The sequence below is a fragment of the Vibrio sp. Vb1574 genome (assembly GCF_033338675.1).
This window is the reverse complement of the sequence record NZ_JAWOTC010000045.1, coordinates 1-13304: the sequence shown is the minus strand read 5'-3', so window position 1 is coordinate 13304 and position 13304 is coordinate 1. Positions and strand designations below refer to the sequence as shown.

The 13304-nt window shown below is 44.8% G+C and carries 10 protein-coding genes; 4 read left to right on the top strand and 6 right to left on the bottom strand.

Translation table 11 applies throughout. From position 1 onward, the window contains the following. Window positions 1–73: 73 nt before the first annotated feature. Complete coding sequence (locus tag R7O12_RS20185; RefSeq protein WP_005387087.1) at window positions 74–802, top strand: UTRA domain-containing protein; 729 nt, start codon at window positions 74–76, stop codon at window positions 800–802. 62 nt (window positions 803–864) lie between these two features. Here the strand turns inward: R7O12_RS20185 and R7O12_RS20180 are convergent, their stop codons facing one another. Beyond that, window positions 865–2451, bottom strand: a complete 1587-nt coding sequence (locus R7O12_RS20180) for a BCCT family transporter (RefSeq protein ID WP_005373846.1) — start codon at window positions 2449–2451, stop codon at window positions 865–867. Between the two features lie 303 nt (window positions 2452–2754). On the opposite strand from R7O12_RS20180, the gene R7O12_RS20175 reads away from it, so the two are divergent. Continuing rightward, window positions 2755–5163, top strand: a complete 2409-nt coding sequence (locus tag R7O12_RS20175; protein WP_318126306.1) for a beta-mannosidase — start codon at window positions 2755–2757, stop codon at window positions 5161–5163. Between the two features lie 101 nt (window positions 5164–5264). On the opposite strand, the gene R7O12_RS20170 is transcribed toward R7O12_RS20175, so the two are convergent. Beyond that, complete coding sequence (locus R7O12_RS20170) at window positions 5265–5519, bottom strand: hypothetical protein (RefSeq protein ID WP_005387084.1); 255 nt, start codon at window positions 5517–5519, stop codon at window positions 5265–5267. 162 nt (window positions 5520–5681) lie between these two features. Here R7O12_RS20170 and R7O12_RS20165 point away from each other — a divergent pair, with 162 nt between their 5' ends. Together R7O12_RS20165 and R7O12_RS20160 are read left to right on the top strand one after the other, a co-directional pair. Further along, complete coding sequence (locus R7O12_RS20165) at window positions 5682–6041, top strand: DUF6559 family protein (protein ID WP_054577718.1); 360 nt, start codon at window positions 5682–5684, stop codon at window positions 6039–6041. A gap of 137 nt (window positions 6042–6178) precedes the next feature. Continuing rightward, the gene (locus tag R7O12_RS20160) at window positions 6179–7213 is read left to right on the top strand and encodes a PotD/PotF family extracellular solute-binding protein (RefSeq protein ID WP_054577719.1); all 1035 of its coding nucleotides are present in this window, start codon (window positions 6179–6181) and stop codon (window positions 7211–7213) included. 105 nt (window positions 7214–7318) lie between these two features. On the opposite strand, the gene tyrS is transcribed toward R7O12_RS20160, so the two are convergent. The 4 genes from tyrS to ppsA all read right to left on the bottom strand — a co-directional run bounded on the left by tyrS (window position 7319) and on the right by ppsA (window position 12982). Next, complete coding sequence (gene tyrS / locus R7O12_RS20155) at window positions 7319–8578, bottom strand: tyrosine--tRNA ligase (protein ID WP_054577720.1); 1260 nt, start codon at window positions 8576–8578, stop codon at window positions 7319–7321. A gap of 81 nt (window positions 8579–8659) precedes the next feature. After that, window positions 8660–9466 (bottom strand): response regulator transcription factor, encoded by an 807-nt coding sequence (locus R7O12_RS20150; RefSeq protein ID WP_021707696.1) that lies wholly within the window; start codon window positions 9464–9466, stop codon window positions 8660–8662. 193 nt (window positions 9467–9659) lie between these two features. Further along, window positions 9660–10439 carry a hypothetical protein gene (locus R7O12_RS20145; protein WP_005373824.1) on the bottom strand — a complete coding sequence of 260 codons (780 nt, stop codon included), beginning with the start codon at window positions 10437–10439 and terminating at the stop codon, window positions 9660–9662. A 170-nt stretch (window positions 10440–10609) separates the two neighbouring features. After that, window positions 10610–12982: a phosphoenolpyruvate synthase gene (ppsA, locus tag R7O12_RS20140; RefSeq protein WP_053304595.1), complete on the bottom strand. Its 2373-nt coding sequence runs from the start codon at window positions 12980–12982 to the stop codon at window positions 10610–10612. Window positions 12983–13304 lie beyond the last annotated feature (322 nt).

Genomic DNA, 13304 nt, shown 5'->3' with positions numbered 1-13304 from the left:
GTTGATTAATGTCATATTTTTGTTACGTAAACGCCTTATGTTATTCGTCAAATTATCGTTGGACTAGATCAGAATGAGAGCGACAGGCACCGGACAATTTGGTACCCAATTAGGAAAAATTAGAAGCAGCTTAAAACAGCAGATTCTTTCCGGCATCATGTCGGAAGGACAAAAACTGCCGTCAGAGAGAGAGCTCAGTGAGCTGTTTTCTACGACTCGAATCACTATCAAAGATGCGTTGGTGTCTTTGGAAACGGAAGGTCTTATTTATCGAGAAGAGCGCCGGGGTTGGTATGTATCTCCTGAGCGTATCTGTTACAACCCGTTGTCTCGTTCTCACTTCCATCAGATGATTCGAGAGCAGCATCGTATTGCAGAAACTAAGCTACTCAACGTGCGAAGTGAAATGGCCGCAGGTGAGTATGCCAAATCGTTAGAGGTTGAGCGAATTACCCCAATTTATGTAATTGAACGGTTACGTTTTATTGATGGGCGAGCGGTATTGTTTGTTGAGAACGTGCTCAAAGCGGCACTGTTTGAGGGTATATTGTCTGAGAACCTCACCATGTCCCTGACAGGCATTTATCGTGAGAAGTATGGTTACGAGACAAAGCGCTCTCGTTTTGATGTGATTCCCACGTCAGCTCCTGCTCATGTCGCTAAGGCGTTGAACCTAGCTGAAGGACAACCCGTTCTGAAAATTCGGCGGGTAAACTACAAACAAGATGGGCATTTAATGGACTGCGAATTCGAGTATTGGCGTCCAGACGCAGTGATGATTCGCATTGATAGCGTAGGATAAAGCGCAGAATTAAAAAGAGCCCAATGAAGGGCTCTTTTTCGCATATTGGTTAGAGAGGCGGTTTAAACGAGGCCTTGCTCTTTCGCCATTCTGCTTGCAATGCCGGGTGCTTTCCAAATGCTTGGCAGCAAAATGAAAGACACAGGTACGGCAGTAATTACAATGAAAGACTGCAATGCAGAAATACCACCAGAGCCCATTGAGATGAGCGCAATAGCGACAATACCCATAATCAGACCCCAGAACGAGCGAATCACTGCGTTTGGTTCTGTTGAGCCCGTCATCACTACACTGATTGTGTAAGTCATCGAGTCACCCGTCGTCACGATAAATGTTGTCGTTAAGATCAGGAACAGAACCGAAATGATCATTGGGTAAGGTAATTCACCAGTAATCGCTAGCAGTGCTGCAGGCAAGTTAAAGCCTTCAAACGCAGATGAAATCAAACCAGGGTTATCAAGTTCAAACGCAAGGCCACTGCCACCAACGATACTAAACCAGAAGCAAGTAATCAGCGGTGCCGCGATGCTAATAGACATGATTAATTGGCGAATTGTACGACCACGAGAGATACGAGCAATAAAGATCGCCATCATTGGGCCATAACCGATAAACCAACCCCAGAAGAATACTGTCCACCAACTTAGCCAGCCTGTATCACCACGGTAAAGTGCCATAGGGAAGAAGTTATCCACCATACGACCAACGCCTTGCACGTAGCCATCAACGATAAAGCTTGTCGGCCCGAAGAACAGGATGTAACCAATTAATAGTACAGACAAAATGATGTTGTAACGACTGACGATTTGAATACCCTTGCTCAAACCGCTCAGTGCGGAAAGGGTATACATCAGGATCGCCGCCATGATAACCATGCTTTGCGTTACGAACGTATCTGGCAGGCCAAACAATGAGTTTAGCGCGTAGCTAATTTGTAAACCTAAGAAGCCGATAGGACCGATGGTTCCTGCTGCTACTGCAATGATGCTACATGCGTCAGCAACATCACCAATCCAGCCTTTAATGGCTTTATCACCAAAAACAGGGTAAAGCAGAGTACGCGGCTTAAGAGGCAGGCCTTTATCGTAATGCAAGTGCATTAAGACAATGGAAGATAGACCACCAAGGATCGCCCAAGCTAAGAAGCCCCAGTGCATAAAAGACTGAGATAGGGCATTGATTGCGGCAGTTTTCGGTGAGGCTTCCCCGTATAGAGGCGGAGCAGTCACAAAGTGCGCGATAGGCTCAGCTGCGGCCCAGAACACACCACCACCTGCAAGTAGAGTACAGAGTACGATTGACAACCACTTAAAGTTATCAATATCAGGTTTCGCTAGACCACCTAGGCGCACATAACCAGTGCGACCAAACGCAAGAGCCAAACCAATTAGGAAATTCAGAAGAAGCAGTACTTGCCAGTAAGCTCCGAAATATTTAGTAGCAAAGCCGAAGCCGGTGTTAACCATTGCGGTTAGAGAGTCGGTATTCGTTAGAGCAAGTAAAACGAATAGAGTGAGGAAGCTACCACTTAACCAAAAGACAGGATTGGTGAGTTCGAGGCGCTTGAGTAAAGATGGGGGATGAATAGCAGAATAGTCAGCATCCTGAATAGGCGCTGTGTGGGAGGCGGCATTCGTCATATTTGACATAATTACTTCGCTTTTTAGGGCTATGAAGCCGTGCATTTCCCCTCACATCGTTTCAACGAAAAGTGTGAGGATGTTCAAAAAGCCGATGATGTTAACATGTCGAAGTTGCAAATATAACCTTAGATTTCGATTAATTTTTAACAGGTTAGCCAAGTTGCTGATTTTTGGGTAGAGATCAAAAGAAAGAGTTTTTACGTGAAATGCACCGCATTTCGTATGTAATTAACATTTCCCTTGTTTTTGCATGGGATTATCAGGATTACATTGAGAAAATATGTTTTTCCCAAGCTAAGGTTTAACTCGATGACTCACTTCGAACTTAACGGGCAGTGGATGCTTACCTCGCCACAGCGTCCCAATCTTGAAATTCCAATGTTTATTCCGGGCGATAATGTGTCGGCGCTTTTACAAGCAGAGCAGATTCCAGATCCTTATTTTGCCGATAATGAAAACAAAGTTCGATGGATTGAAGAGTGTGAGTGGCATATCTCACGTGAGTTTGACGTCGACGCGTTTACGTTGTCTGCCAAGCAAATTTGGATGACGCTAACTCGTGTAGATACCTTGGCAACCTTCTATGTTAATGGTGAGCTAGCACTAACTTGCAGCAACATGTTTACCCAGCAACGTGTGGATATTAAACCGCATTTAAAGCAAGGTACTAACACGATTCGGGTTGAGTTTGCTCGGGCGGATTTAGAAGGTATCGCAAGAGCAAAAAAACTGCCATTTCCTATTCCGTCGGCAATGGGCAACAACCAAATTCCACACATGAACTTGATCCGCAAAACACAATGCCATTCCGGATGGGACTGGGGCATTTGCTTGATGGTATCGGGTATTTACGACCCCATTCAAATCGACATTGTGAATGAGCTTTGGCTCAAAGGCTTCTCGACAGAGCAGCAATGGCAAGCCGATGGGAGTGTGTTTCTTGATGTAGTAGTTGAAGTGGAAACGGACAGTCAACGCCATGAAATGATGGTTGAATTTAATGGTGAGCGTCAATGTATTCAAACAAAAGGAAGTGGTCACTATCATTGCCAGTTCCACATTTTGGAGCCTCAACGCTGGTGGCCATCGGGTTATGGCGAAGCGTATCTCTATCCCATTACCATTTCTTGCAGAGAGCAAAAGTTAACGCACAACATTGGTTTGCGTCAGCTAACTCTAAATAATCAAGCTGATGAGCACGGCTCTGCAATGGAATTTATCGTCAATGGCGTACCGATTAATGCTAAAGGTGCCAACTGGATCCCTATTGACGCAATGCCGGGGCGAGAGTACGAAACACGTTATCGCAACCTTTTGCAAAGTGCGGTTGACGCCAACATGAACATGATTCGCGTATGGGGCGGTGGTCAGTACGAGAGTGAAATCTTTTATAACCTTTGTGATGAACTTGGCTTGTTGGTGTGGCAAGACATGATGTTCGCCTGCTCGTTGTACCCATCAAACGACGAGTTTTTAAAAGAGGTAGAAGAAGAACTTAGATTCCAAATCCCTAGGCTCAAGGAGCACCCATCAATCGCACTTTGGTGTGGTGACAATGAAGTGATTGGAGCTATTGGTTGGTATGACGAATCTAAGCGCAGCAAAGTCAAATACACGGTTAACTACGATCGCCTCAACCGCATGATTGAGAAGGAGATTACCGAGCAAGATAGCACTCGCCGTTTCTGGCCAAGTTCCCCATGTAATGGTGAACTGGATTTCGGTGATGCGTGGCATGATGATAGTAAAGGCGATATGCACTTTTGGGACGTTTGGCATTCAGGAAAATCATTCAGTGCCTACTTTGACGTGAATCCTCGTTTTTGCTCTGAGTTTGGTTTTCAATCTTGGCCATCTTTTGCTGAAGTTAAGCGGTTTGTCCCTGAGCAAGACTGGAATATTACATCCCCAACTTTCGAACAACATCAGAAGAACCCTCGTGGTAATAGTATTATCACAGAGATGTTCACGCGCTATTTTCGTTTTCCCTCTGGATTTGAGAGCATGCTGTATTTAAGTCAAGTTCAGCAGGCAATCGCGATCAAAACTGCATGCGATCATTGGCGTGCCATTTCTCCAGTTTGTCGCGGCATGCTGTACTGGCAACTCAACGACAATTGGCCTGTCAGTTCTTGGTCTAGTTTGGAATACAGTGGTCGATGGAAGCAGTTGCACTACCATGCAAAACGCTTTTTTGCGCCGCAGTATTTGGTATTTTCCGAGCATACAGGCAAGTTGAGCCTACATTTGCTCAATGATGCAAAAGAGTCCGCAAGCGTCAACGCACTGCTTAAGTGGGTAGATTGGCAAGGGGAAGAAAAGCAATGTTGGAGCTTAGAACAAACAGTCATAGCAGACAGCAATACGATTTTGTGGCAGTTGGATGAATTGATCGAGAAGGATGAACTTACGTCAGGCTTCTTCTATGTTGAAGCGCAAATCGGTGAAGACAGAATAAGCAACACATGGTTTAGTACTCACGAGCTAAAAACCTTGCCGATAGTGAAAGCCAATATAGATGTCTCTATTGAAGGGAGGCGAATTACATTGATTGCGGATAAGCCTGCGTTTTTTGTTCATTTGGAGAGTGATGCTGATGGAAGGTTCAGTGACTCTAGTTTTACTCTGTTGGTCAATGTTCCAATGACGGTTGAGTATTTAGGTGATGATGTTTCAGGTATGCAGCAGTCGTTGAGGGTATGCCACCTTAATGATTAAAGCGGGCATAGAACATCTATATGCTGATAACTAAAAAGGGAGCGTTTGCTCCCTTTTTAGTTACCAAGTATCCGTTATTAAGCTCAGGTTGAGACAGAAGACTATTTAAGTTTCTGATGGACCCGATAGCTAACGACAAAGCCAATGTAGAATAGTGCAGCAAGAGTAATCACTGCCGTCGCGTACGCCAGCAGGCTGTTTAACCCTAAACCAAAAGCCAAAGTGAAGGCGATACCATGAATGGCTTCCGCAGGGATTCGGTACCAAGCAGCGTGGACGGAAGATCCGAAGAGGATAAAGGTACTAAGTAAGACAATCGTGCCGCCTATAAAGCCGACCCATCTGCTGTTGTTCATGTTGCAGTCTCAGGGGTTACCGAGGTAACAAAATATTTCAGGATCGTATTATACAACCGATCATCGCGAAAAGCGCTAGAGAAATTTCGCGGATAAAACAGAGTGTTTTAATTCGAACAAAAGAATACGACCATAGCCAACTTAATACAGGAATAACAAAACATGTTGAGATTTATACAACGTCGCCGCATTAAGAAAGTGATTAAACTAATGAGTACCAGATTGGTGGTGGGATACGGCAGTCGTGAGTACTTTTCGGTTGGTCAGGTAAAGACGAGCACCAGCGAGTTAAGCGCGTGCCAACAAAAAATTGCGTTGGCATTATATGCGGATCCGCAACATCTTGATTTGGAAAACCAACCAGAGTTGCAAGCAATACGCTCAGACGTGGCGCATGATTTCTTTTCTGGTGCCGATTATACCGCTCAAGATGTGCTTAATTTACTCGGTTCTGGTGGCTGGAAAGGTGGCCGAATGGAAGATGGAATGTCTCATCATTTTGGTATGCACAGTCGCTATTAAAAACATGCGTTAATTTTATAAATTCGATAAATATTTTTGCTGTTAAAGATTAATTAAATTTTCTTTCAATTGGGTAATAATTACCTAATTATGCACCCGAATCCCAGCGCGTCGCTGGACTGGTTGGATCGCATACCATGAAATTAATCATCAAAGGATTGGGGCTGAGTGCTCTTGTGCTCAGCATGTTTGCTCATGCAGATAGCAAAACGTTGAACGTTTATGCATGGGGTGGCTATTTGCCGGAAGCATCGTTAAAAGCGTTTGAAAAACAAGAAGGCGTTACGATTAATTATTCGACCTTTGAGAATAATGAATCAATGTATACCAAGCTAAAATTGCTAAAAGGTTCTGGTTACGATGTGGTTTTTGCTTCTGCGTACTTCATTGAAAAAATGGGTCGAGAAGGACTGCTTTCGAAAATAGATCACGCTCAAGTGCCAAACATGCAAGACACAATGGACGGCTTACTTGGCCAAGCGCACGATCCGAAAAATGATTACTCTCTGCCTTATATTTGGGGCATTACAGGGATCAGCTACAACGAATCCATAGTTGAGCAACCAGTGACCAAATGGGCAGACTTATGGGAGTCTCAATACGAACAACAAGTTATGTTGATTGATGACGTCCGCGACGTGTTCGGTATGGCGCTGAAGAAAAATGGCCATAGCGTGAATACAAAAGACGAAGCTGAAATCGAGCAGGCTTTTGATTCTCTAGTAGCGCTGAAAAACAACGTATTACTGTACAACTCAGATGCGCCGCAAGTCCCTTACGTGTCCGGTGAAACATCGGTCGGCATGCAATGGAACGGCAACGCATTCCAAGGACAGGTTGAAATGCCTGAGCTGAAGTTCGTGATGCCGGAAGAGGGCGCGGTATTGTGGATGGACAACTTCACTATTCCGTCTGGCAGTAAAAACAAAGCATTGGCGCATAAATTTATTAATTTCATGTACCAATCAGAGAACCAAGCGGAAATCGTGACCAGTTTGGGTTATGCGTCGGCAACGAACGCTGGGCGTGACAAATTGCCAGAAGAGTTGAAAAATAACCGTACTATTTTCCCTTCATCAGAAGACATGAAAAAAGGCGAGTTTATTAATGATGTTGGCGCAGAAACGTTAGCGATTTACGAAAAGTACTGGCAACGTTTAAGAACGCAATAAGCAACGCCTTTGCCTATTGTTAGGCTTAAAATCGTTCAAATTTGAATTCCCCTCATCACGAAAGCGGTGAGGGGAATTTTTATGGGCTTTGTACTGCGAGTGTTACTACGCGGCACGCTTCACGAGGCAGAAGTGCTTTTTACCGCGTTGCAGTAACCAATATTGATCAAACAGTGGGAAGCTCAAACTTGGGTTATCAGCCGACACTTTTTCACCGTTTACACTGATGGCGTTGTTGCTGATGTGTTCGCGTGCAACACGCTTCGAACTTGCTAAACCCGACTCAATCAACAGCTCAACCAAATCTTGTTGTGCGCTCTCAATGCTTGGTAAACCATCCAACTCCAATTGTTTTAATTCACCCAAACTCAGTTGTTGCACATTACCGCTGAATAAAGCTTGAGTGATGCGCTCGGCGCTAGCTAGGCCTTCTTCGCCATGAACAAATCGCGTCATTTCCTCAGCGAGGATACGTTGTGCTTGTGGCTTACCTTGGCTTGCTTGGTCTTGCGCTTCAATGCTGGCAATTTCTTCGCAGCTCAAGAATGTGTAGTAACGCAAGAAGTGGTAAACGTCTGCGTCTTCTGCGCCAAGCCAGAACTGGTAGAACGCGTAAGGAGAGGTTTTGCTAGGATCTAGCCATACTGCACCGCCTTCGGTTTTGCCAAATTTGGTACCATCGGATTTGGTGATCAGCGGCAGAGTTAAGCCAAATACTTGCTCACCATTTTGACGGCGAGTTAAATCGATCCCGCTGACGATGTTTCCCCATTGGTCATTGCCACCGATTTGCAAACGGCAACCGTATCGACGGTTTAGCTCGGCAAAATCGTACGATTGCAGTAGGGCGTAGCTAAATTCGGTGAAGGAGATACCTTGGTCAGGTCGTTGCAGGCGTTGTTTTACCGATTCTCGGTTGACCATAGTATTGATCGAGAAGTGCTTACCCACATCGCGGAAGAAGTCGATCACATTGATCGCTTTCATCCAGTCAGCGTTGTTCACCATGATCATCGGCTTGGTCAGTTGGTGATTCATCAACTGCTGAATTTGATTAGAAAGATCGTTAACCCAGCCTGAGACGATTTCCTCTGAGTTCAGACTGCGCTCAGTCGCTTTAAAGCTTGGGTCGCCAATCATGCCCGTTGCACCGCCAATCAAGGCAACAGCTTGGTGTCCGGCATCTTGAAAGCGCTTAAGCATAATCAAAGGCACGAGGTGGCCGATATGCAAGCTGCCAGCTGTAGGATCGAAGCCGCAGTAAACGGTTTGTGGCTGTGAGAGAAGTGTCTGAATTTCTTCCAAATCGCTGGCTTGTGCAATCAAGCCACGATCTTGTAAATCTTGCAGTAATGGTGTCGTCATTCTTTTTGTCTGTCTTAGTGGTTGTTACATTTAGACTAAAACGCGACACCTTTTCTCGATATATCCCTTAAGGGACAGTTTTTATCTTGAATGGAGAATGAGGTGATTGAGGAAAAGCTGGAATAACTCACTCAATGAAGACACATTTAATTGCGAGTAAATTCGCTTTCGATGATTTTTGACCGTGCCTTGAACTAAGTGTAACCGCGCGGCAATTTCTTTGGTGTCAAACCCTTGAGCGAGAAGCGAAGCCACCTCTTGTTCGCGACGGGTGAGTGATTCTACGCCAAACGTTGCTAAAGCTTGCTCAATGGCTAATCGCATACTGCCAGAATAAGCACTCTGTGCAAAAACAGGCTCAGAAAAGGTAAATTCCGTTTGTTTCCAATGCTGCTGACAAAGCGACTGAATTATCGGGAAATAGGGCTTTAGCTTATTGATTTGTTGCTGAGAAAAGTATTTTCCATCAGTCATATATCCGAAGTACAGCATGACCCAACGGCCAGATTCAACTTCGACTAGCATGCTAAGCTCGTCTTTCCACCCTGTTTGATGATAGAACTGCTCGCAGTATGAGGTGAAGTCAACGCCTTTACGCGCCACGTCTTTGAGCGTAAATACGCCTTGTTGCTTTGTCTCGTTTAGTTTGAGAAAAAAAGGGTCATTTTGAAATGAGTCAGTAAGGTAGCGTTGAAAAAGTAACTCTCGCTCGTTCTCAATTGAGTCGTAGAGATAAATAGGATGTTTACCTTCTCGGTAACCTAAAATAACTGCGCAATCAAAATGAAAAAGAGTGCGAATGACACGCATAAGTTTAGGAGTAAAGTTAGGCGTGTTAAGAGCAGAAATTGCTTCTGCTAGCAGATTATTAAAGTTATTGTCAGGCATGGGATACCGAATTGCAGGTGGTTTTGCGCAAGCATAACCAAAAGCAATCCAACGAGAAAGGGAAGTCGCCATCTTCTGGTGACTTCCATAGAGAAAGTTGCGTAAGTGCTCAGTTTTGAGGAATCATATCCCCGTTAACTTATTGATAAGGGTGCATAACAACGGTTTTATTTAAGCGATTAGTTGCTATGCATTACTGCGAGTTAGTGAGCTCTTCGTTAACCCAATATTTAGAACCAGACACGTTAGCATCGATGAGCAAACCTTTAGCGTTCAACTGATAGACGGCGACGCCGCTGTTAAATTGTTTTGAAAGTTGCTCTGAATCTTCGCCCGCAACAGCAGAGGCTTCACTTGTGGCCTCCCATCCTTCGTTGACGAACGTATCAAAGTCTTCTTTGCTCTCAAACAGAACCACTTGTTGGTAAAATTTGCCGCCAGCCCCAAGTGCAACGCCCAAACCAAACATATTCATATAAGTGCGTTCTTCTGTTTCCTTATTCACTGCGACTCCTGACCCTGAGTTGGTGTGAAACAGCAAAGATAATTTACGAGAATCAAAGACCGCGTAGCCGTACGCGTTGTCGTAAATAGCTTTTGCCTCCGGCTTTTCATTAAATAACTTGAGCAAAGCGCTATCTGCCATTAAGTCCACGGCTTGGCGAGCTTCTTCTGGCGTATCGCCTTCCATCAGCTCATCAATTTTTTTGTCGGCAGCATCTATCCATTCTTTGCTTTTCTCGATGCTGGCTTCTGTCCATTCGCCTGCGGTATTGATCGCTTCCTCGGACCAATTCGTGAAATCTTGCCACGCTTGTTTTGAAAACGCTTTGGTGTCGTCCCAAGCATCTTGGGCAGTATCAGAAACTGCGTCGCCAAGCTCAGACATTTTATTGGAAATTTCATCCCAATCGGCATAAGCAGGGGATGCCAGGAGCATCAATGTAGTAAGGAGTGCGATAGGCTTTTTCATCAAATTCTCTCTGGAGTTATCGATATACCATTCATTTTAGGTCATCAGACTTTGATAATGAAATTGACTAAATGACGAACTTGAGAGAGGAATCACGAACTGATTGTGAAATGACGTGTGAATAACAAAGCCCTCACAAGGGGAGTGTGAGGGCTAGAGTTTATCGTGTGTTACTTGCTGCTAACTTTACCGAGTTTTAACCAAGTATCGATAACCGTATCTGGGTTTAGTGATACAGAGCTAATACCTTGATCCATTAGCCATTCCGCTAGGTCGTCGTGGTCTGATGGGCCTTGACCACAAATACCAACGTATTTGCCTGCTTTTGTTGCCGCATCAATCGCCATCTGAAGCATCACCTTAACCGCTGGGTTGCGCTCATCAAATAGATGTGCAACATCGCCAGAGTCACGATCAAGTCCAAGCGTTAGCTGAGTCATGTCGTTTGAGCCAATCGAGAAGCCATCAAAGTACTTCAAGAACTCATCGGCAAGGACCGCGTTGGATGGCAGTTCGCACATCATGATGACTTTAAGACCCTGATCGCCACGGCGCAGATCAAACTTCGCTAGCAAATCAATCACTGATGCTGCTTCGCTTGGTGTACGCACAAATGGGATCATGATTTCAACGTTTTTCAGACCCATTTCGTTACGAACGCGTTTGATTGCTTGAGTTTCTAGCTCGAAGCAGTCTTCAAACACTGGAGAAATGTAACGAGACGCGCCACGGAAGCCAAGCATTGGGTTTTCTTCATGCGGTTCGTATGCTTTACCGCCAACCAAGTTGCTGTATTCGTTAGACTTAAAGTCAGACATACGAACAATAACGCGTTTCGGCCAAAATGCCGCAGCAATGGTTGCGATACCTTCTGTCAGCTTGCTTACGTAGAAATCGATAGGATCTTTGTAACCACGAATACGCTGAGTGATTTCTGCTTTTAGCTCATCGCTTTGTGCATCAAAGTTAAGTAATGCTTTCGGGTGGATACCAATCATCTTATTGATGATGAATTCAAGACGAGCAAGACCAACACCTTCATTTGGAATTTGTGCGAAGTCAAACGCACGATCAGGGTTACCCACGTTCATCATCACTTTTGTTGGTAGCAGTGGCAGTTCATCAACAGAAGAGCGTTTTACATCAAACTCAAGTTCACCTTGGTAAACGTAGCCCGTTTCACCTTCTGAACAAGATACGGTCACGGTTGCGCCATCGGTTAACTTGCTTGTCGCATCGCCACAGCCAACGATTGCAGGAATACCAAGCTCACGAGCGATGATGGCAGCGTGGCAAGTACGGCCACCACGGTTGGTTACGATTGCAGATGCTTTTTTCATCACTGGTTCCCAATCTGGGTCAGTCATGTCTGTAACTAGCACGTCACCTTCTTGGACTAAAGACATTTGGTCCAGAGAGTCAACCAAGCGAACCACGCCTTTACCGATGCGCTGACCGATTGCACGACCTTCAACCAAAACATCCGCTTTGTTTTGTAGCTCGTAGCGCTCAATCACGTTTTGTTCCGTTTGTGAACATACGGTTTCAGGACGCGCTTGAACAATGTACAGCTTGCCATCAATGCCATCTTTTGCCCATTCAATGTCCATTGGACGCTGATAGTGCTTTTCGATGATCATTGCTTGTTTTGCGAGCTCTTTAATCTCGTCGTCGTTCAATGAGAACGTGTTGCGCTCTTCATCAGAAGTATCAACGATATCAACTTGTTTGCCGATCTCTTGGTTGTCTGAGTAGATCATTTTGATCAACTTAGAGCCAAATGTTTTCTTAACGATCGGGTGCTCACCTGCTTCAAGCATTGGCTTATGAACGTAGAATTCATCAGGGTTTACTGCGCCTTGAACGACCATTTCACCTAGGCCCCATGAAGAGGTGATGAAGACAACTTGGTCGAAACCAGACTCAGTATCAAGCGTAAACATTACACCCGAAGAAGCTTTGTCTGAACGCACCATACGTTGGATACCCGCCGATAGCGAGATACCACGGTGGTCGAAACCTTGGTGTACACGGTAAGAGATCGCACGGTCGTTAAATAGAGAAGCGTAAACGTGCTTAGTTGCTTCTAGTACTGCGTCGATGCCTTTCACGTTCAAAAACGTTTCTTGCTGACCAGCAAAAGAGGCATCAGGCAGGTCTTCTGCCGTAGCAGATGAACGAACTGCGACTGAAAGCTCAGGGTTGCCTTCAATCAGTTCTTGGTAGTTTTCACGGATTTCTTGTTCAAGGTCCGCAGGGAAAGGGGCCTCTAATACCCATTGACGGATGGTTGCACCTGTCTTACGCAGAGCTTCCACATCCTCAACGTCTAGTTCATCAAGTAATTGGTGAATACGCTCATCCAAACCTTCGTGGTCAAGGAATTGGTTAAACGCGTATGAGGTTGTCGCAAAACCATTTGGTACAGAAACGCCTGCGTTCGCTAGGTTAGAAACCATTTCGCCAAGTGAAGCATTCTTACCGCCGACTTTGTCGACATCATCCATGGATAGGCCATTGAACCAGAGGGTGTTCTTTTGCATGTCTTTCTCCAGAAACATTGCAGCTTAGTAGGGGGACTTAAATCGTTCTAAACAATCGCATGTTGGCTGTTATTACACGTTGACCATACATTGCTTCATTTAGATTGATATCAAAGGCAAACGATTACGTTCTGGCTGAAAAAAATTCAAAAGAATTTTTAAAGCTGTGGTGAACCTAACTGAAAGCCAAACTGATTTATTAATATTATGTTTACCATCCTACTCAAAAGATTTTGAAAAATTAAACAGAAATGCAAATAAATAACCAAAGTCGTGATGTGTTCTATGTTTCTGACGGTACGGCGATAACATGTGAGACATT

Bases quoted from the DNA above. Each gene is read 5' to 3' on its own strand.
- R7O12_RS20185 (WP_005387087.1), top strand. From the start codon at position 74: ATGAGAGCGACAGGCACCGGACAATTTGGTACCCAATTAGGAAAAATT.
- R7O12_RS20180 (WP_005373846.1), bottom strand. From the start codon at position 2,451: ATGTCAAATATGACGAATGCCGCCTCCCACACAGCGCCTATTCAGGAT.
- R7O12_RS20175 (WP_318126306.1), top strand. From the start codon at position 2,755: ATGACTCACTTCGAACTTAACGGGCAGTGGATGCTTACCTCGCCACAG.
- R7O12_RS20170 (WP_005387084.1), bottom strand. From the start codon at position 5,519: ATGAACAACAGCAGATGGGTCGGCTTTATAGGCGGCACGATTGTCTTA.
- R7O12_RS20165 (WP_054577718.1), top strand. From the start codon at position 5,682: ATGTTGAGATTTATACAACGTCGCCGCATTAAGAAAGTGATTAAACTA.
- R7O12_RS20160 (WP_054577719.1), top strand. From the start codon at position 6,179: ATGAAATTAATCATCAAAGGATTGGGGCTGAGTGCTCTTGTGCTCAGC.
- tyrS (WP_054577720.1), bottom strand. From the start codon at position 8,578: ATGACGACACCATTACTGCAAGATTTACAAGATCGTGGCTTGATTGCA.
- R7O12_RS20150 (WP_021707696.1), bottom strand. From the start codon at position 9,466: ATGCCTGACAATAACTTTAATAATCTGCTAGCAGAAGCAATTTCTGCT.
- R7O12_RS20145 (WP_005373824.1), bottom strand. From the start codon at position 10,439: ATGAAAAAGCCTATCGCACTCCTTACTACATTGATGCTCCTGGCATCC.
- ppsA (WP_053304595.1), bottom strand. From the start codon at position 12,982: ATGCAAAAGAACACCCTCTGGTTCAATGGCCTATCCATGGATGATGTC.